Here is a 26,520-nt window from a genome sequence, read left to right on the forward strand (position 1 = left end):
CATGGATCCGCCCGTTGCATGAGCCCAACCCCCTGCCCGGCGGAGGCATTCCTCTCTACGTTCCTCGCTCATGACCGACACCGCGCTCACCGTCCAGCAGACCGCCCGTCCGACGGGATTCCCGACCCCGGAGCACTTCCGCTTCGTGGAGTCACCGGTGCCCGAGCCCGCCCCCGGCACGGCACTGGTGGAGAACCTCTACTGGTCCGTCGACCCCTACCACCGGGAAATGATGGACGGCGACTTCGCGTTGGACGCTCCGCTGGAGGGCCGCACGCTGGGCCGCGTCATCGCGTCCCGGGCGCCCGAGCTGCCGGAGGGCGTGATCGTCTTCCATCGCCGGGGCTGGCGTACGCATGCGGTGGTCGGCCCGGCGGAGGCCAGGCGCGTCCCCGAGTACCAAGGCGTCCCGCTGTCGGCGCACTTGAGCGTGCTCGGCGGTACCGGTCTGACGGCGTACGTGGGACTGACCCGGATCGCGGGGCTGCGCGAGGGCGACGACGTCTTCGTCTCGGCGGCGGCCGGTGGCGTCGGCACGGCGACGGGCCGTTTCGCCCGCCTCCTGGGCGCGGGCCGCCTGATCGGCAGCGCGGGCTCACCCGCCAAGGTCCGCCATCTGACGGAACAGGTCGGCTACGACACGGCTTTCGACTACCACGAGGGCCCGGTGCGGGACCTGTTGGCGAAGGCGGCCCCGGACGGCATCGACCTCTTCGTGGACAACGTGGGCGGAGATCAGCTGGCCGCGGCGATCGGCGCGCTCCGGGAGCACGGCCGGGTGGTCCGCGTCGGCACGGTCGGCCAGTACAACACCCCGGGCACCAGCCAGGCCCATTTCGACCACGCGGACGTGGTCGAGAAGAGTCTGCGGATCCAGGGCTTCCTGGTGAGCAACTACCGGGAGGTGCAGCGGGAGTTGGAGGAGTTCGCCGTCCCGCACCTCCAGCGCGGCACGCTCGCCCTCGACGAGACGGTGGTGGACGGCTTCGAGCGGATCGTGGAGGCGTTCCTGCTGATGCTGCGCGGTGGCAACACGGGGAAGATCCTGGTGCGGGCGACGACTGTCTAACAACTCAAAGACACTTGACCGGTGCGGTGGCACATGATGAAGTGACCTAACCATCAAAAATCTATTAGGGGGTTAGCAGCAATGGTCACCGCCCACCGCACCACCACCGTCCGCGGCCTGGAGATCCACTACCGCGAGGCCGGCCCCGCCGACGCCCCGGCCCTCCTCCTGCTGCACGGCTTCCCCACCAGCTCACACATGTTCCGTGAGCTGATCCCCCGCCTGGCCGACCGCTTCCGCCTCATCGCCCCCGACCACATCGGCTTCGGCCGCTCGGCGGCCCCCGCCGCCACCGACTTCCCCTACTCCTTCGCCGAACTCGCCGCCATCACCGGCGAGTTCACCGAGCAGCTCGGCATCGACCGGTACGCCCTCTACATCCAGGACTACGGCGCCCCGATCGGCCTGCGCCTCGCCCTCGCCCACCCCGAGCGCGTCACGGCGATCGTCACCCAGAACGGCAACGCCTACGAGGAGGGGCTGGGAAAGGAGGCCTGGGCGCCGGTCCTCGCGCTCATCGCGGAGCGGACACCGCAGACGGAGGCGCCGGTACGGGAGATCAGCTCACCGGACGGCATCAAGTGGCAGTACCTGCACGGCGTACCGGAGGAGTACCGGGAGCTCGTGGCGCCGGAGGCCTACGATCACGACGCGGCCCTGATGGCCCGCCCCGGCCAGTCGGAGATCCAGCTCGACCTGATCTCCGACTACGGCTCCAACTTCGCCCTGTACCCGGCCTTCCACGCGTACTTCCGCGACAGTCAGGTCCCGCTCCTCGCCGTCTGGGGCGCCCACGACGAGATCTTCGTCCCGGCCGGAGCGCTCGCCTTCCAGCGCGACCTGCCGAAGGCCGAGATCCACCTGCTCCCCACGGGCCACTTCGCCCTGGAGACCCACGCGGCACAGATCGCGGACCTCATGCGGGACTTCCTGGCCCGGCACACGAAGGGGCCGGACGACAGCCCGGCCCCTCAGTTCGTGTGACGTGGTGTCAGCCCATGTGCGGGTACGTGTAGTCGGTCGGCGGGACCAGGGTCTCCTTGATGGCGCGGGTCAGCGTCCAGCGCATCAGGTTCTGCGGGGCGCCGGCCTTGTCGTTGGTGCCGGAGGCGCGGCCACCGCCGAAGGGCTGCTGGCCGACGACGGCACCGGTCGACTTGTCGTTGATGTAGAAGTTGCCGGCCGCGTAGCGGAGCTTGTCCATCGTGTACGCCGTCGCCGCGCGGTCGGAGGAGATCACCGAGCCGGTCAGGGCGTAGTCGGACGCCGACTCCATCTGGGTCAGCATCTCCTCGTAGCGGTCGTCCTCGTAGACGTGCACCGCGAGGAACGGGCCGAAGTACTCGGTCGTGAAGACCTCGTTCTCCGGGTCGCTGCACTCGACGACCGTCGGACGGACGAAGTAGCCGACCGAGTCGTCGTACGAACCGCCCGCGACGATCGTGCAGGTGGGGTCGGCCTTGGCGCGGTCGATGGCGGCCTTGTTCTTGGCGAACGCGCGCTCGTCGATGACCGCGCCGACGAAGTTCGCCAGGTCGGTGACGTCACCCATGGTCAGGTAGTCGACCTCGGCCGCGAACTCCTCCTTGAAGCCGGAGTTCCAGATCGACGCCGGGATGTAGGCGCGGGAGGTCGCGCTGCACTTCTGGCCCTGGTACTCGAAGGCGCCCCGGGTGAGGGCCGTCTTGAGGATCGCCCTGTCGGCGCTCGGGTGGGCGACGACGAAGTCCTTGCCGCCGGTCTCGCCGACCAGGCGCGGGTAGGAGCGGTACTTCTCGATGTTGGCGCCGACCGTCTTCCACAGGTACTGGAAGGTCTTGGTGGAGCCGGTGAAGTGGATGCCGGCGAGGTCACGGTGCTCAAGGGCGACCTTGGAGACCTCGATGCCGTCACCGGTCACCAGGTTGATGACACCCTTCGGCAGCCCGGCCTCCTCCAGGAGCTGCATCAGCAGCACGGCCGCGTGGGTCTGCGTCGGGGACGGCTTCCAGACGACGACGTTGCCCATGAGCGCGGGCGCGGTCGGCAGGTTGCCCGCGATCGCCGTGAAGTTGAACGGCGTGATGGCGTAGACGAAGCCTTCGAGCGGGCGGTGGTCCAGACGGTTCCAGACGCCGGGGGAGTTGGCCGGGGGCTGCTCGGCGAGCAGGTCGCGGGCGTACTTGACGTTGAAGCGCCAGAAGTCGACCAGCTCACAGGGGGTGTCGATCTCGGCCTGCTGGGCGGTCTTCGACTGCCCGAGCATGGTGGAGGCGGCGAGGGTCTCGCGCCACGGACCGGCCAGCAGCTCGGCGGCGCGCAGGATGATCGCGGCACGGTCGTCGAAGGACATCGCGCGCCAGGCGGGCGCGGCGGCGAGGGCCGCGTCGATCGCGTCCTGGGCGTCCTGCTGGGTGGCGTTGGCGTACGTGCCGAGGCGGGACTTGTGGTTGTGCGGCTGAACGACGTCGAAACGGTCGCCGCCACCCATCCTCTTCTCGCCGCCGATGGTCATCGGCAGGTCGATCGGGTTCTCGGCCAGCTCCTTGAGCTTGGCCTCCAGGCGGGCACGCTCGGGCGAGCCGGGGGCGTAGCCGTGCACCGGCTCGTTGACGGGGGTGGGGACCTGGGTCACAGCGTCCATGAGATCCGTAACTCCTTGTACGTGAGCGGGTGTTCGGGTCAGCCCTTGGTGAGGGTCGAGCGGACGAAGAAGAGGAGGTTCGCCGGCTTCTCCGCCAGACGGCGCATGAAGTAGCCGTACCAGTCCGTGCCGTAGGCGGTGTAGACGCGCATGCGGTGGCCTTCGGCGGCGAGCCGCAGATGCTCGTCGCTGCGGATGCCGTACAGCATCTGGAACTCGTACTCGTCGAGCTTGCGCCCGGCCTTGCGGGCGAGTTCCTGGGCGATGGAGATCAGGCGCGGGTCGTGGGAGCCGATCATCGGGTACCCCTCGCCCTCCATCAGCGTCTTCAGCACGCGGACGTACGCCTTGTCGATCTCGTGCTTCTGCTGGTAGGCGACCTCGGCGGGCTCCTTGTAGGCGCCCTTCACGAGCCGGACGCGGCTGCCGGCCTCGGCGAGGCGGCGGGCGTCGGCCTCGGTGCGGAAGAGGTAGGCCTGGATGACACAGCCGGTCTGCGGGAAGTCCTTCCGCAGCTCCTCGTGGATGGCGAACATCGAGTCGAGGGTGGTGTGGTCCTCGGCGTCGAGGGTCACGGTCGTCCCGATGGCGGCGGCGGCCTCGACGACGGGGCGGACGTTGGCGAGGGCCAGCTCGTGACCGCCTTCCAGCGCCTGCCCGAACATCGACAGCTTGACGGACATCTCGACGCGCTCGCCGAGGCCGAGGTCGCGCAGCCGGTCGATCAGCGCGAGGTAGGCGTCACGGGCGGCAAAGGCCTGCTCGGGGGTGGTGATGTCCTCGCCGACGACGTCCATCGTCAGCTCCAGGCCCCGGTCGGTGAGGCTCTCGATGATCGGTACGACGTCGTCGACGGTCTCACCCGGGATGAAGCGGTCGACGACCTGCTTGGTCACCGGGGCCGCCGAGATCAGGCGTCGCATCCGGTCGCTTCGCGACGCGGCAAGAATCACGGGACCCAGCACGGGGCACCTCCACAAACCAGCAGATAGAACCACCGTGAAACCTAAGGATCCCTCCGATCGTCGGCCATCGACAGCTGTCACGCATCCGTGCCGCGGATCTCAGACAGATGTATGAAGGGGCTGTACCGGTGCGGGAGAATGCAGGGGTGACCGCGGATGCTGCCTCTTCGAAACGCGCAGGCGACTACCAGGAGCTGGTCGACGAGATCTCCGAGCTCCTCGGCGTCCCGGCGACCCTGGAGAACCGCGACTTCGAGCTGATCGCCTTCGGGGCGTACGACAGCGAGGGCGACCTCGATCCGTCCGCCCTGGACCCCGTCCGCACCCGGTCGATCCTGACCCGCCGCTCGACGACGGCGGTCCGCACCTGGTTCGAGGGCTTCGGCATCACCCGCGCGACCGGCCCGGTCCGTATCCCGCCGACCCCGGAGGCGGGCGTGTACCGGGGGCGGATCTGCCTCCCCGTACGCCACCGGGGTGTCGTCCTCGGCTATGTGTGGCTGCTGGAGTCCGACCCCGGCCCCACCGAAGGCCAGTTGGCCGCGGCCATGGACGTGACCGTCCGGATCGGGGCGCTGCTCGCGGACGAGGCGCAGCACGGGGCGGATCTCAGCCGGGAGCTGCGGGCGGTGCTGACCGCCGAGCATGGCTGGCAGGGGGACATGGCGGTGGCGGCGCTGCGCACGGCCCTCGGCCCGCGCGGCGACGGCCCGCACACGGTGGTGTGCGTCGCCCCGTGGCCGTCCGCCGACCCGGACGACGCCCCCTCGGCCCGTACGGTCCCGCACGCGACGGCGCTGTGCACGGTTCCGTGGGGCACGGCCGCCCAGAGCCTCGCGGTCCTGGTCAGACTGCGGTCGCCGGAGGTGGCGACACCCGCGCTGACGGCGGCACAGCGCCTGCTCGGCGACACCGGCGCCCGGCGGGCCGCCGGTATCGGCGCACCCCGCACCAGTCTGGCCGACCTGCCGACGGCCTGGCACGAGGCCTCGGCCGCGGCGCGCGCGGCCCTGGCGGAACCGGCGCTGGGCCCGGTCGCGCACTGGTCCGGCATCGGCCCGTACCGGCTGCTGACGTCCCTGCCTCCGGACTCGGCCCACGACCCCGCCGTACGCCCCCTGCTCTCCCCCGCCCATCGCGACCTCGCCCGGACCGCCGAGACCTACCTCGACTGCGCGGGCCAGGCCGGCCGTACGGCCGCGGCCCTCGGCATCCACCGGCAGACCCTCTACTACCGCCTCTCCCGGGTCGAGCAGCTGACCGGTCTCGACCTGGACGACGGGGAGGACCGGCTGCTGCTGCACATGGCGTTGAAGGGGACGCGACTGTAGGCGGCGACCAGCGGCGCGCCCGTTACGACGACTCGGGCTCCAGGCGGACGCAGCAGTGTCCGGGCCTGGGTGCCAAAGACGCCTCGAAGCCGCCTTCGCCGAGGCCTTGCAGCACCCCTTGCAGGAGATGCAGGTTCATCCCGCACACCGTCTGTGTGTGCTCGCGCGCCAGGGCATGGAAGGGGCAGTTGCCGAGCACGACGGCCGCTCCGTCACCGCGGGGTTCGAAGCCGTACCGCTCCAGCAGGCCGAGCACGTCGTCGTCGGCGCCCTCTTCGGCCAGCCAGGCGCCCAGCTCGTGGGCCTTGCGGTGCAGGACGGTCCGGGTCGGCTCGCCGGTGGCCTCGGACTCCTCCAGGGCCTGGGCGAGAAGCCGGCCGGCGAGTTCGTAGTGCCGTTCGGGCAGGTTGACGGTGATCTGCCGGGCGGAGCGCTTGTAGAGCTTGGCGGGGCGGCCCGCGCCGGGGCCGGAGCGTCCGGTGCGTCGCTCGTAGACGACGTCGAGCAGTGACTCCTCGGCCAGCCGGTCCAGGTGGAAGGCCGCGGTCTGCCGGGCGAGCCCCAGGGCGGCGGCGGCCTCGTCGCGGCCGACCGGTCCGGGGGCGCGCGCCACATGCTCGTACAGCCTCCGGCGGGTCGGCTCGTCCAGCGCCGCGACGGCGGAGACGTCGGGATCGGGGGCCGCTGCGGGGCCTGCTGCCTGGGGGGCGTTCACGAACACCAGTGTAAAACCCGCGACGGTTGACTAAAGAAAGCCGGGGCGCTTCTATAACTAATGAGAGTTGTTGATAGAAGCGGAGAGAAGGAGGCCGTCATGACCGCGGCACCCACAGCACCCACGACCACCCCGCGGGAGTCGCTCACCGACCCCGGCTACCAGGCGTTCGCCATCCTGCGCCTCGGGTTCACGGTGGCGCCGATCCTGTTCGGCCTGGACAAGTTCGCCAACCTGCTCACCGACTGGCCCGGTTACCTCGCGCCGTGGATCGACGACATCGTTCCGGGCAGCGCCCAGCAGGCCATGTACGCGGTGGGCGTCATCGAGATCGTGGCGGGCCTCGTCGTCGCCGTCGCGCCCCGCTTCGGCGGCTGGCTGGTGGCCGGCTGGCTCGCCGGGATCATCGTCAACCTGCTGACCATCCCCGACTACTACGACATCGCCCTGCGCGACTTCGGCCTGCTGCTCGCCGCGGTCGCCCTGGCCCGGCTGGCGCAGCGCTACCACCGTGCCCCCGCGGAAGGTGACCGCTGAGAACGATCGCCGTCAGGCCGCGACCGGCGCCGGCGGGAGCCGGTCTCACGTCCCGGTGGCGGCCTCGATCAGCTGACGCAGCCCCGCCGTGAGCTGCTCCGCCTCCGGGGCGCTCTTGGGGTCGAAGGTCCACTGCGCCATGAGGCCCATCATCAACGTGGTGTAGAAGGCGCCGAGGGTGTCGACGGCCGCCTCCTCGACATCCTCCTCACGCCCGCCCATGAAGAGCGGCACGATACCGCGCGCGCCCTCCCGCTGCGCCTTCGCCAAGTGCTCGGCCAGCTCCGGCAGTTGGTCCCGCATCGCCACGATCTCCACACTGAGCCGCCAGAGCGAACCAGGCCCGCGCATCGTCTCGATGATGTTGGACCACACCTCCTGGAAACGCTCCAGCGAACCGGGCTCCGCGCCGATCCCGGCGACCCCGTCGAAGGCCTCGGCCATCCCCTCGACCAGCGCCACGTACGCCTGCGCGAGCAGCGCGTCCTTCGAGCCGTAGTGATAGCCGATCGAGGCGAGGTTGGTCCCCGACTCCTTGACGATGTCACGCGCCGTCGTGCGCGCGAAGCCCTTGGCCAGCAGGCAGCGCTTGGCGCCTTCGAGCAGATCCTCACGGTGTCCCATGCCGCCCACCCTACCCCGGGTCCATACAAGCGTCCTAGACCAACGTCTTATACAAACGTTCTAGACAAGCGTTTAAGACGCGCGTACATTCCTCGGCATGACAACGAACCCGACCCGTGCCGGGCGCCGTGAATGGACCGCCCTCGGCGTGCTGATGCTTCCGCTGCTGCTCGTCTCGATGGACGTCTCCGTCCTCTACTTCGCGATCCCCTCGATCAGCGCGGACCTGGAGCCGTCCGGCACCCAGCAGCTGTGGATCTTCGACATCTACGCCTTCGTGCTCGCCGGCCTGCTGATGACCATGGGCTCGCTGGGCGACCGCGTCGGCCACCGCCGCCTCCTGCTGATCGGCGCCACCGCCTTCGGCGCCGCCTCCCTGCTCGCGGCGTACGCCGACAGCGCCGAGACCCTGATCGCGGCCCGCGCGGTCCTCGGCATCGGCGGCGCGACCCTGATGCCGTCGACGATGGCCCTGCTGCGCACGATGTTCACCGACCCCGGCCAGCGCGCGAAGGCGATCGGCCTGTGGTCCGGCGTGATGACGGCCGGGATCGCGCTCGGTTCGGTGATGAGCGGGGTGCTGGTCGAGTACTTCTGGTGGGGCTCGGTCTTCCTGGTCAACCTGCCCGCGATGGCGCTGCTGCTCGTCCTCGGCCCGGTACTGCTGCCCGAGTCCCGCAACCCGGCGTCCGGCCGCTTCGACTGGCTGAGCGTGCCCCTGTCCATGGCGGCCGTGCTCCCCGTCATCTACGGCCTGAAGGAGATCCCCTCCGAGGGCTGGAACGTCCGCTACGTCGTCTCGATCACCGTCGGCCTGCTCTTCGCGGCCCTGTTCGTCCGCCGCCAGCGCACCGCGGCCTCACCGATGATCGACCCGGCCCTGTTCCGCGGCCGCGGCTTCGCCCCCGCTGTCGGCCTGAACCTCGTCTCGGCGTTCGGGATCATGGGGTCGGCGTACTTCACCACGCAGTACCTTCAGTCGGTGCTCGACAAGAGCGCGCTGGAGGCGGCCCTGTGGGCGCTGCTGCCGTCGGTGCCGATCGGGGCGGCCGCGCCGGTCGCGACGGGCCTCGTGCAGAAGGGCGTCGACCGCTCCCGGGTCATCACCGCGGGCTTCGTGATCGCCGCGGCCGGGTTCGTCGTCCTGGCCTTCGCCGGCACGGACTCACTGTGGGTGGTGCTGACCGCGTGCGCGGTCCTCGCCGTCGGCGGTGTCGTCGTGATGTCCCAGATCATGGACCTGGCGATGGGCGCCGCCCCGGTTGAGCGGGCGGGCACCGCGTCCTCGCTGATGGAGACCGGCTCGGAGTTCGGCGGCGCGCTGGGCATGGCGCTGCTCGGCTCCATCGGTACGGCGGTCTACCGCCACGAGATGCCGGCTTCGGCCCCGGACGCGGCCCGCGAGACGCTGGGCGGAGCGCTGGCCGTGGCCGACCGGGTGCCCGGTCTCGCGACGGTGGCCCGGGAGGCGTTCACCAGCGGGATGCAGGGTGCGGCGATCGGCGGGGCCGTGTTCCTGGCGGGGGCCGCGGTGCTGGCCGCGGTGACGCTGCGGGGCGTGGAGGTGCGGGAGCCGGTGAAGGAACCGGAGCCGGAGACGGAGACGACGTCCGCCTGACGGCGAAAGAAGGCGGGGCGCGCCGAGGATCGACCTCGGCGCGCCCCGCCTTTTCGCGTGGTACGTCAGACCAGGTTCACGGCACGCGCCGACGTCGCGCCGATCTCCGCCTCGACCTCGGCCAGCACCCCGGCGGGCACCGTGTCGTCGACGGTCAGGACGGCCAGCGCCTCGCCGCCGACCGCCGCGCGGGCGACCTGCATGCCGGCGATGTTGATGCCCGCCTCACCGAAGATCCGGCCCACGGTGCCGACGACACCGGGACGGTCCTCGTAGCGCAGGACGACCATGTGGTCGGCGAGGGCCAGGTCCACGTCGTACTCGCCCACGGCCACGATCTTCTGGAGGTGCTTCGGACCGGCCAGCGTGCCGGAGACCGACACCTCCTCGCCGCTGCCGAGCGTGCCGCGCACGGTGACCACGTTGCGGTGGTCCGACGACTCCGAGCTGGTCGTCAGCCGCACCTCGACGCCGCGCTCCTGCGCGAACAGCGGGGCGTTGACGTAGGAGACCGTCTCGTCGACGACGTCCTCGAAGACACCCTTGAGGGCGGACAGCTCCAGCACCTTCACGTCGTGCTGGGTGATCTCGCCGTAGACCTCGACGTCGAGGCGGACCGCGACCTCACCGGCGAGCGCGGTGAAGATGCGGCCGAGGCGCTCGGCGAGCGGCAGACCCGGCTTGACGTCCTCGGCGATGACACCGCCCTGGACGTTGACCGCGTCGGGCACCAGCTCACCGGCGAGCGCGAGCCGCACCGAACGGGCGACCGCGATACCGGCCTTCTCCTGGGCCTCGTCGGTGGAGGCGCCGAGGTGCGGGGTGCAGACGACCTGGTCGAGCTCGAAGAGCGGGGAGTCCGTGCAGGGCTCCTTCGCGTACACGTCGAGACCGGCGCCGGCGACCCGGCCCTCCTTGAGGGCGGAGAACAGCGCGGTCTCGTCGACGATGCCACCGCGCGCGGCGTTGACGATCCGCACGCTCGGCTTGACCTTGTGCAGGGCCTCGTCGCCGATCAGACCGACCGTCTCGGGGGTCTTGGGCAGGTGGACGGTGATGAAGTCGGAGACCTCGAGGAGCTCGTCCAGGGAGAGCACCTTGACGCCCATCTGCGCGGCGCGCGCGGGCTGGATGTAGGGGTCGTAGGCGACGACCTTCATCCCGAAGGCGGACATGCGCTGCGCGACGAGCGCGCCGATGCGTCCGAGGCCCACGACACCGAGGGTCTTCTCGGCGAGCTCGACGCCCGTGTACTTGCTGCGCTTCCACTCGCCGTTCTTCAGCGCCGAGTTGGCCTGCGGGATGTGCCGCGCGGTGGCCAGGAGCAGGCCACAGGCCAGCTCGGCGGCGGTCACGATGTTGGAGGTCGGGGCGTTGACGACCATCACGCCGGCCTTGGTGGCGGCGGAGACGTCCACGTTGTCCAGGCCGACGCCGGCTCGTGCGACGACCTTCAGCTTGTTCGCGGCGGCGATCGCCTCGGCGTCCACCTTGGTGGCGGAGCGGATCAGGATCGCGTCGACGTCGGCGATGGCGGGCAGCAGCTCGGCGCGGTCCGCGCCGTTGCACTGCCGGATCTCGAAGTCGGGGCCAAGCGCGTCGACGGTCGCGGGCGACAGCTCTTCAGCGATGAGTACGACAGGTTTCGAGCTCACGTGAGTCCTCACAAGTCCAATGCATGCGGACGGCCGTCCCGACGGCCGCAGGCGGTGGAGGGATGTCGCGACCCGACGGGTCGCTTGAGCCGCGTGGAAGACGCACGACGCTGTGGGCCTGACGCGTATGTAGTGCAGCAGTGTAGTGGCGTGGCCACCGGGCATTTACGCCACTGCGGAAGGATCACCCGTCCGTGGCCGGACAGGTTGGACAACGGGGCCGGAGCATGCCGCTCCGGCCCCGTCGCTGGAGGACTTACGCCTCCTCGTCGACCCAGCTCATCAGCTTGCGCAGCTGCTTGCCGGTGGTCTCCAGGAGGTGCTCGGAGTCCTGCTGCTTGTACTCGTTGTACTTCTTCAGACCGCCGTGGTACTCGGCCATCCACTCACGCGCGAAGGTGCCGTCCTGGATCTCGGCCAGGACCTTCTTCATCTCGGCCTTGGTGGCGTCGGTGATGATGCGCGGGCCGGTCACGTAGTCGCCCCACTCGGCGGTCTCGGAGACGGACCAGCGCATCTTCTCCAGGCCGCCCTCGTACATGAGGTCGACGATGAGCTTCAGCTCGTGCAGGCACTCGAAGTACGCGATCTCCGGCTGGTAGCCAGCCTCGGTCAGCGTCTCGAAGCCGGCCTTGACCAGCGCGGCCGTACCACCACAGAGAACGGCCTGCTCGCCGAAGAGGTCGGTCTCGGTCTCCTCGGTGAAGGTCGTCTTGATGACGCCCGCGCGGGTGCCACCGATGCCCTTGGCGTACGACAGGGCCAGCGCGAAGGCGTTGCCCGTGGCGTCCTGCTCGACGGCCGCGATGCAGGGAACGCCGCGACCCTCCTCGTACTGACGGCGCACGAGGTGGCCCGGGCCCTTGGGGGCGACCATGCAGACGTCCACGCCGGCCGGGGGCTTGATGAAGTCGAAGCGGATGTTCAGACCGTGGCCGAAGAACAGCGCGTCGCCCTCGTTGAGGTTGTCCTTGATGGACTCCTCGTAGACCTGGGCCTGGATCGGGTCCGGGACCAGGATCATGATGACGTCGGCCTCGGCGGCGGCCTCCGACGGCGTCACCACGCGCAGGCCCTGCTCCTCGGCCTTGGCCTTGGACTTGGAGCCCTCGTGCAGACCGACACGGACGTCGACGCCCGAGTCACGGAGCGACAGCGCGTGGGCGTGGCCCTGGCTGCCGTAACCGATGACCGCGACCTTGCGGCCCTGGATGATGGACAGGTCGGCGTCGGCGTCGTAGAACAGCTCGGCCACTTTGGGTTCTCTCCTTGAGTGCAGGTGTTGCGTCCCACCGTATGACGGCGGGCTGACGTGAAGTCTCGGGGTCTCGCCATACGGGCGACGGCCGCGCCGCCGCCCGTGCCCGCCTTACGCGCTTCGGTCCAGCGCGCGCAGCGAACGGTCGGTGATCGACCGCGCGCCGCGGCCGATCGCGATCGTGCCGGACTGGACGAGCTCCTTGATGCCGAAGGGCTCCAGCATCTTGAGCATGGCCTCCAGCTTGTCGCTGCCGCCGGTGGCCTCGATGGTGACGGCCTCCGGGGAGACGTCGACGGTCTTGGCGCGGAACAGCTGGACGATCTCGACGATCTGGGAGCGGGTCTCGTTGTCGGCGCGCACCTTCACCAGAACGAGTTCACGCTGAACGGCGCTCGACGGCTCCAGCTCGACGATCTTGAGCACCTCGACGAGCTTGTTGAGCTGCTTGGTGACCTGCTCCAGGGGCAGCGCCTCGACGCTCACGACGATCGTGATGCGGGAGATGTCCGCGTGCTCGGTGACCCCGACGGCGAGCGAGTCGATGTTGAAGCCGCGGCGGGAGAACAGCGCGGCGATCCGGGCGAGGATGCCCGGCTTGTTCTCCACCAGGACGGAGAGCGTGTGCTTGGACATGATCTTTTACGTCTCTCTCGCTCAGTCGTCTTCGTTGTCGCCGAAGTCGGGGCGGACGTCCCGGGCGGCCAGGATCTCGTCGTTGGAGGTGCCGGCGGCGACCATCGGCCACACCATGGCGTCCTCGTGGACGATGAAGTCGATGACGACCGGGCGGTCGTTGATCGAGTTCGCCTCTTCGATGACCTTGTCGAGGTCGGCCGGGTCCTCGCAGCGGATCGCGTAGCAGCCCATGGCCTCCGACAGCTTCACGAAGTCGGGGACGCGGGTGCCGCGGGCGTCCGGGTTGACGTCGTCGGGCCCGGAGTGCAGCACGGTGTTGGAGTACCGCTGGTTGTAGAAGAGGGTCTGCCACTGGCGGACCATCCCGAGGGCGCCGTTGTTGATGACGGCGACCTTGATCGGGATGTTGTTCAGGGCGCAGGTGGTGAGCTCCTGGTTGGTCATCTGGAAGCAGCCGTCGCCGTCGATCGCCCAGACCGTCCGGTCCGGCCGGCCGGCCTTGGCGCCCATCGCGGCGGGGACCGCGTAGCCCATGGTTCCGGCGCCGCCGGAGTTCAGCCAGGTCGCGGGCTTGTCGTACTCGATGTAGTGCGCGGCCCACATCTGGTGCTGGCCGACGCCCGCGGCGAAGATCGTGCCCTCCGGGGCGAGTTGGCCGATGCGCTGGATGACCTGCTGCGGCGACAGCGAGCCGTTCTCCGGCTGGTCGTAACCGAGCGGGTAGGTCTCGCGCCAGCGGTTGAGGTCCTTCCACCAGGCGGTGTAATCGCCCTGGTGGCCCTCGCTGTGCTCCTTCTGCACGGCCTGGACCAGGTCGGCGATGACCTCGCGGGCGTCACCGACGATCGGCACGTCCGCGGTGCGGTTCTTGCCGATCTCCGCGGGGTCGATGTCGGCGTGGACGATCTTGGCGTACGGGGCGAAGCTGTCCAGCTTGCCGGTGACGCGGTCGTCGAAGCGGGCTCCGAGGGCGACGATCAGGTCGGCCTTCTGCAGCGCGGTGACGGCGGTGACCGCACCGTGCATGCCCGGCATTCCCACGTGCAGCGGGTGGCTGTCGGGGAATGCGCCGAGCGCCATCAGGGTGGTGGTGACGGGCGCTCCGGTGAGTTCTGCGAGGACCTTCAGCTCGGCGGTGGCCTGGGCCTTGATGACGCCGCCGCCGACGTAGAGGACGGGCCGCTTGGCGGCCGTGATGAGCTTCGCGGCCTCGCGGATCTGCTTGGCGTGCGGCTTGGTCACCGGGCGGTAGCCGGGCAGGTCCATGACCGGCGGCCAGGAGAACGTGGTCTGCGCCTGGAGGATGTCCTTGGGGATGTCCACCAGCACCGGGCCGGGGCGGCCGGTGGAGGCGATGTGGAACGCCTGCGCGATGGTCCGCGGGATGTCCTCGGCCTTGGTGACCAGGAAGCTGTGCTTGGTGATCGGCATCGTGATGCCGACGATGTCCGCCTCCTGGAAGGCGTCCGTGCCGATCGCCTTGGAGACGACCTGGCCGGTGATCGCCACGAGCGGCACCGAGTCCATGTTGGCGTCCGCGATCGGAGTGACGAGGTTGGTCGCGCCGGGTCCCGAGGTCGCCATGCAGACGCCGACCTTGCCGGTGGCCTGCGCGTAGCCCGTGGCCGCGTGACCGGCGCCCTGCTCGTGGCGGACCAGGACGTGACGCACCCGGGTGGAGTCCATCATCGGGTCGTACGCCGGCAGGATCGTGCCTCCGGGGATACCGAATACCGTGTCGACGCCGACCTCTTCAAGCGAACGGATGAGCGACTTCGCGCCCGTGACGCTCTCGGGAGGGGACTGCTGTCCTCCGGATCGGGGCCGCGGCTGCGGATGGTGGGCCCCGGTGGCCTGCTCGGTCATCGTCATTCTCTTCTCGATGCTGAGGGTTTTTGCGATGTTCGTGCGGTTTGAACGGTTTTACGCTCGGTACCTGTGCAACAAAAAACCCCTCGTGCCGTAAGGCAAGCGAGGGGAGCGCGCCGGTGAGTGGTCGCTGAGCGGTCGAGGCTCAGCTTCAGCCGACGCGCTTTCCAAGTACGAGAATTCGGGTGCGCATGGCAATGACCCTCCCCCCGGCGCACACCACGTGTCAAGTGGGTGGGACGGGAGTCTCATTATGTGAGCGAAGGGCACTTCCGCCTCCGAGGACAGCGGTTCCGCCCCCGAGTACGGCGGGGACACCACTTGTGTACACCCCCGCGCCACCCCCCGCGAACGCGGGTTCGGCCGGTCCGTGCGGCACCGGAAAGTGGCCGGAAGTGAGCGCCCGGCGCAGCCGGTACTCGTCCAACGGACCGGAGAACGCCATCCCCTGGCCGTGTGTGCAGCCCATCGCCCGCAGCGCCACGACCTGCTCCGGCAGGTCCACGCCGTCGGCCACGGACTGCAACCCGAGATCCCCGGCGATCCTGAGCAGCCCGCTGGTGATCTTGTGCAGCCGCGCGGACTCCACCACCCCGTCGACCAGGCTGCGGTCGAGCTTGAGCACGTCCACGGGGAGTCTGCGCAGGGCTGTGATCGCCGCGTAACCGCTCCCGAAGCCGTCGAGCGCGATCCGGACACCGAGCCGCCGCAGGGCGGCCAGCCGGCGCTCCAGCTCGTCCAGGGAGACCCGGGGGTCGGTCTCGGACAGCTCGATCAACAGGGACCCGGACGGCAGTCCGTGCCGGGTCAGCAGCGCCTCGATCGAGCCAGGCGGCAGCGACCGGTCGAGGAGCCGACGGGCACTCATCCGCACCGTCACCGGCACGGACACCCCGGTCCCGGTGCGCTCGGCGGCCTGCCCCACGGCCTCCTCGAGGATCCAGCGGCCGAGCTCCTGCGTCTTGTCGCTGTCCTCGGCCACCCGCAGGAACTCGGCGGGCGTGAACAGGACACCCTGCGAAGAACGCCAGCGCGCCTGGGCGGCGACCGAGGTGATCCGGCCGTCCTCCAGACAGACCACGGGCTGGTGCAGCAGCGCGAACTCGCCGTCGTGCAGCGCGGCACGCAGCCGGGTGGCCAGTTCCGCCTTGCGTACGACGTCCTGTTGCATCTGCGGCGCGTACAGCTCGACGCGGCCCTTTCCGGCCGACTTGGCGCGGTACATCGCCAGGTCGGCGTTGCGCAGGATCTCGCCCGCGCCGAGGCCCGGCTCGGAGAAGGCGACGCCGATGGAGGCGGCGACCCGGACATCGTTGCCGTCGATGAGGTAGGGCTGCGAGAGCGTGATCCTGAGCCGGTCGGCGAGCTCCAGGATGTGGCGTTCCCTGGCGGAGCGGTCCCGGGTGCCGTCGCCGACGATCAGGGCCGCGAACTCGTCGCCGCCCAGCCGGGAGGCGGTGTCGCCGTAGCGGACCGCGTCCTGGAGTCTGCGGGCGGCCTGGACGAGCAGTTCGTCCCCGGCCTGGTGGCCGATCGTGTCGTTGACGGCCTTGAAGCCGTCCAGGTCGATGAAGAGGACGGCGGTGCCGCGGTCGGAGGAACGGCGACCGGACAGGGCCTGCTGGACGCGCTTGGTGAACAGGGCGCGGTTGGGCAGGTCGGTGAGCGGGTCGTGCTCGGCGTTGTGCTGGAGCTGCGCCTGAAGGCGCACCCGCTCGGTCACGTCCCGGCTGTTGAAGATGAGGCCGCCGTGGTGACGGTTGACGGTGGACTCCACGTTGAGCCAGCCGCCGTCGCCGGACTTGAAGCGGCACTCGATGCGGGTGGTGGGTTCCTCGGGCGGGCTGGCGGCGAGGAAGCGGCGCACCTCGTGCACCACGCAGCCCAGGTCCTCCGGGTGGATGAGATGGGCCAGTTCCGTACCGACGAGCTCCTCGGCGGTGCGTCCGTAGACCCCGGCGGCGGCCGGGGAGACGTAGCGGAGGATGCCGTTGGGCGCGGCGATCATGATGACGTCGCTGGAACCCTGCACCAGGGAGCGGAAGTGGCTCTCCTTCTGGGCCAGTTCCTGGGTGAGGGTGATGTTGTCGAGCAGCATGATGCCCTGGCGCACCACGAGGGCGAGCACGACGGTGCCGCAGGTGAGCAGCACCACGCGGTCGACGCTGCGGCCGTTGAGCACGTTGTAGAGGATGCCCAGTGTGCACACGGCGGCGGCGAGGTAGGGCGTGAGGGCGGCCAGGGAGCCGGCGATCGGCCGGGCGGCCGGATACCGGCTGTGATCACCTCCCGGCGGCTGTGCGGGCGGGTGGTGGTGGATGCCGCCGCGCCGCCTCGGCAGGTGTTCGTGCACCACGCGCGTGTGCGGCTCGTCGTCCGGCTGCCCGTGCCGGGGCGCGACCCAGGGGGCGTAGGCGAGGAGCAGCGAGCCGGCGAACCAGCCCGCGTCGAGCAGCTGGCCCGAGCGGTAGTTGTTGTGCAGCAGCGGTGAGGTGAACAGGGCGTCGCACATCACGGTCAGGGCGAGCGCGCCGATCGCGGTGTTGACCGCGGAGCGGTTGACCGCCGAGCGCCGGAAGTGCAGCGCGAGCACCATGCTGACCAGGGCGATGTCGAGCAGCGGATACGCCAGCGAGAGCGCGGTGTTCGCGACGCTCGCGCCCCCCTTGGACTCCGCCTTGGCCGCCTGGGCGAGCGCGAGGCTCCACGACAGCGTGAGCAGCGAGCCGCCGATCAGCCAGGCGTCGAGCGCGAGACAGACCCAACCGGCCTTCGTCACCGGCCGTTTGGCGAGGACCAGCAGGCCCACGATGGCGGGCGGCGCGAAGCACAGGAAGAAGGCGTCGGCGTAACTGGGGCTCGGCACCGGCCGTTCCAGAACGACCTCGTACCACCCCCAGACCAGGTTGCCGAGGGAGGCCATGGCCGAGGAGAGCGCGAACAGCAGCCAGGCCGGTCGAAAGCGGATGCGGCGTCGACGGGCGTAGAGGAAGCAGGACACGGCGGCGATGCCCGCTGCGGCGCTCAGCCCGAAGTCGCCCATGATCAGGGCGAGTTCGTCCGAACCCCAGCCGAGCGCGGAACCGACGGCGTATCCCGCGCAGATCAGGGCCAGAACGAGTTGGTGGACCAGGCTCGCCCCGCTGCCGGAGGACGGCGGGCGGGACAGCAGCAACCCTGGCGAAGGCCGGTCCCGCAGCGCTCCGTTGAGGGTGGTCGTGGGGGGCGGCGGCGAGCTCACCGGACCCTCCAGGTCCGCTGTGCCCCGGGGTCCAGCGGCTCCCGGGTCGCTGGGTGCGCATGCCTCTTGCGGCAGCTGTGCCTGCGGTGGTGATGGCTGTGACGGCAGTTGTGGCTGCCGTGGTGACCGCGTCTGCGCGCGGTCGTGTGCCAGGGTCGCCGCCGGCTGCCCCGCCGCGTCGGATCGCTCGTCCATAGGCCGTGCATCGCCCGTCGCCCCCCTCACAGTCTGAAATGTGCGTCCCCGGCGCCGAACGGTGCGCGGCGCAGCCCCTGTCGGGACGATACACCAGTCTCGTCACTCAGGGACATAGTTCCTCTACGCTCCGTGACGACCAGCGGCGATGTGAGCACGGACCGCGTCCGGGAGGTTGCGGAGGGTACCGGAAGCGGATTACGCGGTTGTTGCCCGAAGCGCTCAGGCCCTTGTGGGGCCCGTCGTAAGGATCACGTTGCGCAGGGGCTCCTGGTTCACGAATCGCCCCAACTGATCCACCAGCAACCGTTTTGCGCGCGGCAGGAAAGCGGAGGTGGGCCCGCCGACGTGGGGACTGATGAGCACGCCGGGCGCCTGCCAGAGCGGGTGTCCCTTGGGCAGCGGCTCGGGATCCACCACGTCCAGGGCGGCGGTGAGACGGCCGCTCTCCAGCTCGGCGAGGAGCGCCTTGGTGTCGACGACGCCTCCGCGCGCGACGTTCACGAGGAGGGCGCCGTCCTTCATCCGGGCCAGGAACTCCCCGTTCACCAGGGAGCGGGTGGAGTCGTTCAGCGGCGTGGAGAGGATGACGACGTCCGCCTCGGGCAGCAGGGCGGGCAGATCGGTGAGCGGGTGCACCGGTCCGCGCTCCGTAGTGCGCGCGGAGCGCGCGACGCGCGCCACCCGCGCGACCTCGAACGGTACGAGCCGGTCCTCGATGGCGGCCCCGATGGACCCGTACCCGACGATGAGGACGTTCTTGTCGGCGAGCGCGGGATGGAAGTCGCCCTGCCAGTGCTCCTGTTGCTGGGCCCGCACGAAACCGGGGATGCCGCGCAGCGAGGCGAGCGTCAGGGTGAGGGCGAGCTCGGCGGTGCTCGCCTCGTGCACACCGCGCGCGTTGCACAGCCGTACGCCGGGTGCGAGGTCGGACAGCTGTGCCATGACGTCGTCGACACCGGCGGTGAGCGTCTGGACCAGCTGGAGGTGGCGCATCTCCTTCAGCGGGCGGACCTTCACGGGCTGCCGCTTCATGTACGGCACCACGTAGACGACGCAGTCGGCCGGGTCCCCGGGATACTCCTGCTCCCCTGTCTCACCCCCGTCCCAGAACAGGTAGCGGGGACCCTCGGGAAGCCCCGCGATCTCGTCCGGCGGGATGGGAAGCCACACGTCAGCGCTCATGGTCACGAGGCTATGTCAGGCGTGTGAGCACGCAGAGGTTAGGTTGTGGGGTGCCGGAAGAGGAGGGTCACGAGCAGGTGGAGCGCAGGACGATCGGCGCGGGGGCACTCGCGGTGGGGGCCGTCGGACTCGGCTGTATGCCGATGAGCTGGGCGTACAGCGGGTCACGGCAGCGGGGCGAGGAGTCGCTGCGGGCCGTGCACACAGCGCTCGACGCGGGCACGACGCTCCTGGACACGGCCGACATGTACGGCCCGTTCACCAATGAGCTGCTGGTGGGGCGGGTGTTGAAGGAGCGGCGCGAGGACGCGTTCGTGTCGACCAAGGTCGGTCTGCTGGTGGGCGAGCAGCACGTCGTGGCCAACGGCCGCCCCGGCTATGTGAAACGGGCGTGCGACGCCTCACTGCGTCGCCTGCAGACCGATGTCATCGACCTCTACCAGCTGCATCGCGCGGACCCCGAGGTCCCGGTCGAGGAGACCTGGGGCGCGATGGCGGAGCTGGTGCGGGCGGGAAAGGTGCGGGCGCTGGGCTTCTGCGCGATGGGCGCACGGGGTGGCCGCCGGTCCGGGGCGCGTCTGTACGACGCGACGATCAAGCAGCTCCAGCGGGTGCAGCAGGTCTTCCCGGTGAGCGCGGTGGAGGCGGAGCTGTCGGTGTGGTCGCCGGAGGCGCTGGAGGCGCTGCTGCCGTGGTGCGGGGCCCGGGGGATCGGCTTCCTGGCGGCGATGCCGCTGGGCAACGGCTTCCTGACCGGGACGCTGACGCCGGGCGAGGGCTTCGAACCGGACGACCTGCGCGCCCGCCACCCCCGCTTCACGGCCGAGATGATGGCCGCCAACCAGCCGATCATCGCGGGCCTGCGGCGTATGGCGTCCCGGCACGGCGAGGAGGTGACCCCGGCGCAGGTGGCGCTGGCGTGGGTGCTGGCCCAGGGCAGGCACGTGGTGCCGGTGCCGGGCACCAAACAGGAGCGGTGGGCGCGGGAGAACGCCGGGGCGGCGGCGCTTCGCCTCTCCGCACAGGACCTGGCGGAGGTGCGGGAGCTGCCGGGGGCACTGGGGTCGTGGGACTGAGGCCCTTGGCGGCCGGGACTGAGATCCTGGGGGTGTGAGGCGCTTTCGCGCGGCTTTCAGCCGCTTTCGCGCAGCCCGCTCGCTTCGGCTCGTGGAGATCGGGAACCCGCGGGGCGCGAGCGGTGTATGAAAAGGAGAACCCGCCGCGTCGAAGGGACCAGATCGTGCAACGTCGAGTTGTGACGGCCGTGTTGGCCGCGACCACGCTCCTGCTGGCGGCCGGCTGCTCCTCGGACGACGGCGAGGGCTCCGCCGGCGGCGCGACTCCGAGCGGTACGACGTCGAGGTCCGCGTCCTCGCCCAGTCGGCAGGCCGCCGAGGAGACACCCCCGGCGAAGGGCTCGGTGAAGGTGCTGCGCACGGTCGCCACCGGCCTGGACACCCCCTGGGGCCTGGCCCCGCTGCCCGACGGCGATCTGCTCGTCTCCTCCCGGGACAAGGGCACCATCACCCGGGTCGACACGGAGACGGGCAGGAAGACGGAGCTGGGCGAGGTCCCGGGGGTCTCCCCGGCCGGCGAGGGCGGCCTCCTGGGCCTGGCCCTCTCCCCCGACTACGCCTCGGACCACATGGTGTACGCCTACTTCAGCTCGGCTTCCGACAACCGCGTCGTCCGCATGCTGTACGAGGAGAAGAAGCCGTCCGGCGAGCAGCTGGGCGCACCGGACACGGTCTTCAAGGGCATCCCCAAGGGCTTCGTCCACAATGGCGGCCGGATCGCCTTCGGCCCCGACAAGATGCTCTACGCGGGCACGGGCGAGAGCGGCGACACCGGCCTCTCCCAGGACAAGAAGTCCCTCGGCGGCAAGATCCTGCGCCTCACCCCGGAGGGCGAACCGGCTCCGGGCAACCCGTTCCCCGACTCCCCCGTGTACTCCTACGGCCACCGCAATGTGCAGGGCCTCGCCTGGGACCCCGAGCAGCGGCTGTTCGCCTCGGAGTTCGGCCAGGACACCTGGGACGAGCTGAACGCGATCAAGCCGGGCGACAACTACGGCTGGCCCGAGGCCGAGGGCAAGTCCGACGACTCCGGCTTCCACAACCCGATAGCCCAGTGGGCCACGGACGACGCCTCCCCCAGCGGCATCGCCTACGCCGAGGGATCGATATGGATGGCGGGCCTCAAGGGCCAGCGTCTGTGGCGCATCCCGCTGAAGGGCACGGAGGCCTCCGCCGACCCCCAGCCCTTCCTGAAGGGCGAGTACGGCCGGCTGCGCACGGTGGTTTCGGCCGGCGGCGCCAAGCTGTGGCTGGTCACCAGCAACACGGACGGACGGGGGAACCCTGAGGACGGGGACGACCGGATTCTGGAGATCCAGGTGAGCTGACCGATTGCCTACGCAGAGGGTTCGTCCTGCGTCCCGTCACCTACGCAGAGGGCTCGCCCTGCGCCTCGTCCTGCGTCCCGTCCTCTGTCTCGTCCGGCTCCGGGCGGCGTACGACGACCTTTCCCGACGAGAGATCTATCGGCCCGTGTCCGGGGTCGCCGTCACCCACGTCGACCCGCGTCAGTTCCAGTCGGTTCTGTTCGTCTCGGGTGTGTTTTCGACCGGGTGCGAACAGTTCCTCGAAGGGGTTGAACACAGGACCTCCCTAGGCCGGTCACTTACAGCGTAAAACGTCACCCCGCTGTTCGACTCGAGAGGTGCTCGGCGGGGAACAGCCCCAGCCGATGGGCCACCGCCGCCGCCTCGCCACGGCCCGAGACACCCAGCTTGGCCAGAATGTTCGACACATGGACGCTGGCCGTCTTCGGGGAGATGAACAGTTCCTCGGCGATCTGGCGATTGGTGCGTCCGGCGGAGACCAGGCGCAGCACATCGCGTTCCCGGCCGGTGAGGCCGAGGGCATCGGCCTGGTCGGCGGGGGCCTGGGCCTGCTTCGGGACATGGGCGAGGCCGAGGCGGGCGCGCTGGGCGAGCCGGGTGACGGCGTCGGCCAGCGGGCGAGCGCCGAGGTGGTCGGCGACGGCGTGGGCCAGGCGGAGCAGCTCCGTGGCGCGGTCGCGCTCGTCCTCGCCGCCGACGGTGAGGAGGGACTCCGCGAGGCGGTGGCGGACGCGGGCGAGGTCGTAGGGGCGGTCCAGGGTTTCGAAGGCGGCGGTGACCGCGGCCCAGTCGTCGGGATCGCTGTATCCCTCGGCACGCAGCAGTTCGGCGCGGACCCAGTGTTCGTGGGCGTGCCAGACGGGCGCGTTGGTGGTGAGGGTCTTGGCGGCCTCGCGGATGCCCTGGAGGATTTCGGCGCGGCCGGCGTCGGTGGCGGGCAGTCCGAGCGCGTCGGCCTCCGCCGCGGCGGCGGTCAGGAGCAGCGGCCAGCCATAGCGCTGGGTGTCGGGCGGGAAGCCCTCGTCCAGGGCGCGGTGGAGTGCGGCGCGGGCGTCCAGGAGGCGGCCTTCGCCCGCCGTGAGGCCGATCGAGATGCGGGCGAGGGGCATCTCGTGCTGGGGCGCGCGGTCATGGGTGCCGAAGTGACCGCGGGCCGCGGCGAGTTGGCTGCCGCACTCGGCCAGGTCGCCGCGGGCGAGGGCGAGTTCGGCGCGGAGGGTGGCGCGGAAACCGCGGGATTTCGCGCTCTGGCCGACGTGTTCCGACTTCCCGGCCGCTGTGGCGGCCTCGTCCCAGCGGCCGAGGCTGAAGAGGGACTCGGCGAGGTTGCCCCAGACCCAGGCCTCGCTGTCGAGGAGGCCGAACTTCCGGGTGTGGGCGACGCCTTCCTCCAGGATGGGCACGGCTTCGGCGGAGCGTCCGACGGCTTCCAGGGCGTCGGGCAGATTGACGTAGACGCGGGCGGCGATGGCGGTCATGCCGTTCTCGGTGGTCTGCCGTCTGACCTCGAACATCTCCTTCAGGCCGGCTTCGAGGTCGCCGGAGTGCACGATGAGGCTGCCGAGGGTGAGCCGGGCGCTCATCTCGGTCTCGCGGGCGCCGACCATGCGCGCGTACTCCACGGCGCGTTCGGCGGCGGTGAAGGCGTCGGGGCCGGGGACGTGCACCATGGACCAGTTGGCGACATGGGCGAGGACGTCGGCGTGCACCTCGGAGGGCGGCAGGCCTCGGACCAGGTCCTGGGCGGTGGCGAGCTCCTGCCAGCCGTTGCCGCGGGCGAGCGCCTGCACCAGCCGGGAGCGCATCACCCAGAACCAGGCGGCGCGCACCGGATCGCCCTCTTCCTCCAGCAGGTGCAGGGCCCTCTTGGTGATCTTCAGGGCGCGTTCCCGTTCACCGGCGAGCCGGCCGGCGACGGCGGCCTCGGCCATCAGGTCGAGGTAGCGGAGCGGGGTGGTGGCCGGGTTGCAGCCGCAGGGCGGGAAGGCCTCGGTGTAGTCGACGGGGCGCAGTGCGGCCCTGACGTCCTCGGGGGCGGTGTCCCACAGCTCCATCGCGCGTTCCAGGAGCCGGAGTTGCTCGGAGAAGGCGTGCCGGCGGCGGGCGGTGACGGAGGCGTCCAGGACGGCGGGCAGGGCCTTGGCGGCGTCATGGGCGTGGTACCAGTAGCTGGCCAGGCGCATGACCCGGGCGTCGGCCGCGACCAGGGTCGGGTCTGCTTCCAGGGCCTCGGCGTAGCGGCGGTTGAGCCGGGAGCGTTCGCCCGGCAGCAGGTCGTCGCTGACCGCCTCGCGGACCAGGGAGTGCCGGAAGCGGTAGCCGTCGCCGTCGGGGGCGGCACTGAGGATGTTGGCGTTGACGGCGGCGCGCAGGGCCTCGATGAGGTCGTCCTCGGCGAGCCGGGCGACGGCGGCGATCAGCCGGTACTCGACGGTGGAGCCGCCCTCGGCGACGATCCGGGAGACCCGCTGGGCGCTCTCCGGCAGCCCTTCGACCCGTACGAGGAGCAGGTCGCGGAGGGAGTCGGTGAGGCCGGTGCAGCAGCCCTCGTGGGCGGCGACGGCGAGTTCCTCGACGAAGAACGCGTTGCCGTCGGAGCGTTCGAAGATCTCGTCGACCTGCGCCGGATCGGGCTCGGCGGCGAGGATGCCGGCGATCTGACGGCCGACCTCGGTGCGGTTGAAGCGGCCGAGTTCGAGGCGGCGGACGGTGCGCAGCCGGTCGAGTTCGGCGAGCAGGGGGCGCAGCGGGTGGCGGCGGTGGATGTCGTCGGCGCGATAGGTGGCGACGACGACGAGGCGGCCGGTGCGCAGGGTGCGGAAGAGGTAGGCCAGGAGGTGGCGGGTGGAGGCGTCGGCCCAGTGGAGGTCCTCGAGGGCGACGACGACGGTGCGGTCGGCGGCGACGCGTTCCAGGAGGCGGGCGGTGAGTTCGAAGAGACGGGCCATGCTCTGCTCGTCATGGCGTCCGGCGGGGGCCTCGCCCAGTTCGGGCAGGAGCCGGGCCAGTTCCTCCTCCTGCCCGGCGGCCGCGGCGGCGAGTTCCTCGGGCAGTTCGCGGCGCAGGGCGCGCAGGGCGGTGGAGAAGGGGGCGAAGGGCAGTCCGTCGGCGCCGATCTCCACGCAGCCGCCGAGCGCGACGACGGCGCCCCGGCCGCAGGCGGTGGTCGCGAACTCCTCGACGAGGCGCGTCTTGCCGACCCCGGCCTCGCCGCCGATCAGCAACGCCTGGGGCTCCCCCGCGGCGGCACGGGCGAGCGCGTCGTTCAAGGTGTCGAGCTCGTCGGAGCGACCGACGAACACGGGACTGACGGACCTGGTCTCCACGGGCCCGAGCATCGCACGCGGGTCCGACAGCGCGGCACCGGTTTTCGCCGAGGGCGCGATCTTGACGCCCCGCCCGTGGCCGGAAACGCCCACGGAAACGCCCTCCGACGCCGCCCCGGCGTGCGGGACGGCGTCGGAGGCCGGTGGTGCTTTGACTGTCAGTGAAGCTTCGACTGTCAGTGGAGCCTTGGCTGTCATTGGAGCTTTGGCTGTCAGTGGTGCGTCGGCTGTGGGGAGGACGGCCGTGTCCGTGGCCGGCGTACGGCCGTCCTCCCTCCCCCCGGCGCTCATGCGGTGCGCAGGAACCGGTGCCGACGGGAGCGGCCGGTATGCACCCCGCTCTCGGCCTCGCGGCCGGCTGCCTCGCGGCGGGCGGCACGGCGGCCCTGGACCGCCTCGCGGACGAGACGCTCGTGCTGGGCCCGGCGGATCAGTTCGTCGGAACGGAGCTGGGAGAGCTCGTACTCGTACATGTGGTGTCCCTTGTGAGATGCGGTTTCGTGCTTCGCTTTCTGCGATGCCTCAACCTTCGTCTCCAAGGCGGGCGCGCCACATCGGGAGAGTTCCGCATCTTCGGCGGCCGGTGGGGCCTTAGACGTGTGGGAGGGGCCTCAGAACCTGCCTAAGGTGCTTACGGCGGTTCTAAGACCCCTCGTGGCCTGCGGCGACTCAGCTGGTGGACGGCAGTCCGAGCAGGACGTCGGTGTACTTGAGGACGGCCAGGAGCAGGCCGATGACGCCGAGCGCGACGCCCGCCCAGGAGACCGACCTGATCCAGAGGGCCTGCGGCTTGCCGGGCGCCCCGAAGGCGGGCCGGGCCAGCACGGCGACGCCGACGATCAGCGCGGCGAGCGCGAAGAGGCCGCCCCAGAGCGCGGTGGTGTGCCAGGCGTCGCCGTACACCTCCTTGACCTGCGTGGCGACGCTCGCGGTCGACGAGGTCTGGAGCTGGCCGACGAGGGTCTCGCGGGCGGCGGCGACGGTGGCGATCCAGCCGCCGGTCAGCGAGACGAGGCCGAGCGCGGCGGAGACCACGGCGCCCGCGCCCTGACCGACGCCGGTCGGGCCCTCCTGCTCGGTGTCGGCGAGGCCCTCGGGCTCGTCGACGTCGTCGGTGTCATCAGAGGCGTCGGCCTCGGTCGTCTCGTCGACCTTGGTGACGTCCAGCTTCTCCTCGTCGGTCGTCGTCTCGGGGCCCGTCGCGGTCCCGGTCTCGTCCACAGTCTTGGTTCCCATACCTCGCACCGTACGGACGGAGTCTGAGAG

The 26,520-nt window shown here is 70.6% G+C and carries 21 protein-coding genes; 7 read left to right on the forward strand and 14 right to left on the reverse strand.

Features of this window, described 5'->3' with window-relative positions:
• The first annotated feature begins 70 nt into the window (after window positions 1-70).
• Both OG885_RS14250 and OG885_RS14255 read left to right on the forward strand, forming a co-directional pair.
• Window positions 71-1,069, forward strand: a complete 999-nt coding sequence (locus OG885_RS14250) for an NADP-dependent oxidoreductase (protein WP_405730897.1) — start codon at window positions 71-73, stop codon at window positions 1,067-1,069.
• 81 nt (window positions 1,070-1,150) lie between these two features.
• Window positions 1,151-2,053, forward strand: a complete 903-nt coding sequence (locus tag OG885_RS14255; protein WP_405730899.1) for an alpha/beta fold hydrolase — start codon at window positions 1,151-1,153, stop codon at window positions 2,051-2,053.
• A 7-nt stretch (window positions 2,054-2,060) separates the two neighbouring features.
• Here OG885_RS14255 and pruA read toward each other — a convergent pair whose 3' ends face one another.
• Entirely contained in the window at window positions 2,061-3,692 is a 1,632-nt protein-coding gene (gene pruA, locus OG885_RS14260) for an L-glutamate gamma-semialdehyde dehydrogenase (RefSeq protein ID WP_405730901.1), read from the reverse strand.
• A 38-nt stretch (window positions 3,693-3,730) separates the two neighbouring features.
• Entirely contained in the window at window positions 3,731-4,657 is a 927-nt protein-coding gene (locus OG885_RS14265) for a proline dehydrogenase family protein (RefSeq protein WP_405730903.1), read from the reverse strand.
• A gap of 107 nt (window positions 4,658-4,764) precedes the next feature.
• On the opposite strand from OG885_RS14265, the gene OG885_RS14270 reads away from it, so the two are divergent.
• The gene (locus OG885_RS14270) at window positions 4,765-5,988 is read left to right on the forward strand and encodes a PucR family transcriptional regulator (protein WP_405730905.1); all 1,224 of its coding nucleotides are present in this window, start codon (window positions 4,765-4,767) and stop codon (window positions 5,986-5,988) included.
• Between the two features lie 22 nt (window positions 5,989-6,010).
• Here the strand turns inward: OG885_RS14270 and OG885_RS14275 are convergent, their stop codons facing one another.
• Window positions 6,011-6,709 (reverse strand): helix-turn-helix transcriptional regulator, encoded by a 699-nt coding sequence (locus tag OG885_RS14275; protein WP_405730907.1) that lies wholly within the window; start codon window positions 6,707-6,709, stop codon window positions 6,011-6,013.
• A 93-nt stretch (window positions 6,710-6,802) separates the two neighbouring features.
• Between OG885_RS14275 and OG885_RS14280 the strand changes: the two genes are divergently transcribed.
• The gene (locus tag OG885_RS14280) at window positions 6,803-7,240 is read left to right on the forward strand and encodes a hypothetical protein (protein WP_405730909.1); all 438 of its coding nucleotides are present in this window, start codon (window positions 6,803-6,805) and stop codon (window positions 7,238-7,240) included.
• A 45-nt stretch (window positions 7,241-7,285) separates the two neighbouring features.
• Here the strand turns inward: OG885_RS14280 and OG885_RS14285 are convergent, their stop codons facing one another.
• Window positions 7,286-7,864, reverse strand: coding sequence for a TetR/AcrR family transcriptional regulator (locus OG885_RS14285; protein ID WP_405730911.1), 579 nt, complete (start codon window positions 7,862-7,864; stop codon window positions 7,286-7,288).
• A gap of 97 nt (window positions 7,865-7,961) precedes the next feature.
• Between OG885_RS14285 and OG885_RS14290 the strand changes: the two genes are divergently transcribed.
• Window positions 7,962-9,482, forward strand: a complete 1,521-nt coding sequence (locus tag OG885_RS14290; RefSeq protein WP_405730913.1) for an MFS transporter — start codon at window positions 7,962-7,964, stop codon at window positions 9,480-9,482.
• 65 nt (window positions 9,483-9,547) lie between these two features.
• Here OG885_RS14290 and serA read toward each other — a convergent pair whose 3' ends face one another.
• From serA to OG885_RS14320, 6 genes are all read right to left on the reverse strand, one after another.
• The gene (gene serA, locus OG885_RS14295; protein ID WP_405730915.1) at window positions 9,548-11,137 is read right to left on the reverse strand and encodes a phosphoglycerate dehydrogenase; all 1,590 of its coding nucleotides are present in this window, start codon (window positions 11,135-11,137) and stop codon (window positions 9,548-9,550) included.
• Window positions 11,138-11,393: 256 nt separating this feature from the next.
• The gene (gene ilvC, locus OG885_RS14300) at window positions 11,394-12,392 is read right to left on the reverse strand and encodes a ketol-acid reductoisomerase (RefSeq protein ID WP_329334385.1); all 999 of its coding nucleotides are present in this window, start codon (window positions 12,390-12,392) and stop codon (window positions 11,394-11,396) included.
• A 114-nt stretch (window positions 12,393-12,506) separates the two neighbouring features.
• Window positions 12,507-13,031, reverse strand: coding sequence for an acetolactate synthase small subunit (gene ilvN, locus OG885_RS14305; protein ID WP_266821643.1), 525 nt, complete (start codon window positions 13,029-13,031; stop codon window positions 12,507-12,509).
• Between the two features lie 21 nt (window positions 13,032-13,052).
• Window positions 13,053-14,900 carry an acetolactate synthase large subunit gene (locus tag OG885_RS14310; RefSeq protein WP_405730918.1) on the reverse strand — a complete coding sequence of 616 codons (1,848 nt, stop codon included), beginning with the start codon at window positions 14,898-14,900 and terminating at the stop codon, window positions 13,053-13,055.
• 229 nt (window positions 14,901-15,129) lie between these two features.
• Complete coding sequence (locus tag OG885_RS14315) at window positions 15,130-18,144, reverse strand: putative bifunctional diguanylate cyclase/phosphodiesterase (protein WP_405730920.1); 3,015 nt, start codon at window positions 18,142-18,144, stop codon at window positions 15,130-15,132.
• Between the two features lie 417 nt (window positions 18,145-18,561).
• A complete protein-coding gene (locus tag OG885_RS14320) occupies window positions 18,562-19,524 on the reverse strand; it encodes a 2-hydroxyacid dehydrogenase (RefSeq protein ID WP_405730921.1) in 963 nt (320 codons plus the stop codon).
• Window positions 19,525-19,601: 77 nt separating this feature from the next.
• Between OG885_RS14320 and OG885_RS14325 the strand changes: the two genes are divergently transcribed.
• Both OG885_RS14325 and OG885_RS14330 read left to right on the forward strand, forming a co-directional pair.
• Complete coding sequence (locus OG885_RS14325; RefSeq protein ID WP_405742727.1) at window positions 19,602-20,600, forward strand: aldo/keto reductase; 999 nt, start codon at window positions 19,602-19,604, stop codon at window positions 20,598-20,600.
• Window positions 20,601-20,779: 179 nt separating this feature from the next.
• A complete protein-coding gene (locus OG885_RS14330; protein WP_405742729.1) occupies window positions 20,780-21,928 on the forward strand; it encodes a PQQ-dependent sugar dehydrogenase in 1,149 nt (382 codons plus the stop codon).
• A gap of 40 nt (window positions 21,929-21,968) precedes the next feature.
• Here OG885_RS14330 and OG885_RS14335 read toward each other — a convergent pair whose 3' ends face one another.
• The 4 genes from OG885_RS14335 to OG885_RS14350 form a co-directional block, all read right to left on the reverse strand.
• Window positions 21,969-22,184, reverse strand: a complete 216-nt coding sequence (locus tag OG885_RS14335) for a DUF6191 domain-containing protein (protein WP_405730923.1) — start codon at window positions 22,182-22,184, stop codon at window positions 21,969-21,971.
• Between the two features lie 37 nt (window positions 22,185-22,221).
• Entirely contained in the window at window positions 22,222-25,266 is a 3,045-nt protein-coding gene (locus OG885_RS14340) for an AAA family ATPase (protein ID WP_405742731.1), read from the reverse strand.
• 275 nt (window positions 25,267-25,541) lie between these two features.
• Window positions 25,542-25,727: a hypothetical protein gene (locus OG885_RS14345; RefSeq protein WP_405730925.1), complete on the reverse strand. Its 186-nt coding sequence runs from the start codon at window positions 25,725-25,727 to the stop codon at window positions 25,542-25,544.
• Between the two features lie 196 nt (window positions 25,728-25,923).
• On the reverse strand, window positions 25,924-26,490 hold the full coding sequence (locus OG885_RS14350; protein ID WP_405730927.1) for a hypothetical protein: 567 nt from the start codon (window positions 26,488-26,490) through the stop codon (window positions 25,924-25,926).
• Between the last annotated feature and the right edge of the window lie 30 nt (window positions 26,491-26,520).

This window comes from Streptomyces sp. NBC_00028, assembly GCF_045041065.1.
Classification (GTDB): domain Bacteria; phylum Actinomycetota; class Actinomycetes; order Streptomycetales; family Streptomycetaceae; genus Streptomyces.

Excerpts from the sequence above, each read along its gene's own strand:
- OG885_RS14285 (WP_405730911.1), bottom strand. The coding sequence starts at position 7,864 with ATGGGACACCGTGAGGATCTGCTCGAAGGCGCCAAGCGCTGCCTGCTG.
- OG885_RS14350 (WP_405730927.1), bottom strand. The coding sequence starts at position 26,490 with ATGGGAACCAAGACTGTGGACGAGACCGGGACCGCGACGGGCCCCGAG.
- pruA (WP_405730901.1), bottom strand. The coding sequence starts at position 3,692 with ATGGACGCTGTGACCCAGGTCCCCACCCCCGTCAACGAGCCGGTGCAC.
- OG885_RS14345 (WP_405730925.1), bottom strand. The coding sequence starts at position 25,727 with ATGTACGAGTACGAGCTCTCCCAGCTCCGTTCCGACGAACTGATCCGC.
- OG885_RS14320 (WP_405730921.1), bottom strand. The coding sequence starts at position 19,524 with ATGAGCGCTGACGTGTGGCTTCCCATCCCGCCGGACGAGATCGCGGGG.
- OG885_RS14310 (WP_405730918.1), bottom strand. The coding sequence starts at position 14,900 with ATGACCGAGCAGGCCACCGGGGCCCACCATCCGCAGCCGCGGCCCCGA.
- OG885_RS14250 (WP_405730897.1), top strand. The coding sequence starts at position 71 with ATGACCGACACCGCGCTCACCGTCCAGCAGACCGCCCGTCCGACGGGA.
- OG885_RS14280 (WP_405730909.1), top strand. The coding sequence starts at position 6,803 with ATGACCGCGGCACCCACAGCACCCACGACCACCCCGCGGGAGTCGCTC.
- OG885_RS14255 (WP_405730899.1), top strand. The coding sequence starts at position 1,151 with ATGGTCACCGCCCACCGCACCACCACCGTCCGCGGCCTGGAGATCCAC.
- OG885_RS14270 (WP_405730905.1), top strand. The coding sequence starts at position 4,765 with ATGTATGAAGGGGCTGTACCGGTGCGGGAGAATGCAGGGGTGACCGCG.
- ilvN (WP_266821643.1), bottom strand. The coding sequence starts at position 13,031 with ATGTCCAAGCACACGCTCTCCGTCCTGGTGGAGAACAAGCCGGGCATC.
- OG885_RS14340 (WP_405742731.1), bottom strand. The coding sequence starts at position 25,266 with ATGCTCGGGCCCGTGGAGACCAGGTCCGTCAGTCCCGTGTTCGTCGGT.
- OG885_RS14290 (WP_405730913.1), top strand. The coding sequence starts at position 7,962 with ATGACAACGAACCCGACCCGTGCCGGGCGCCGTGAATGGACCGCCCTC.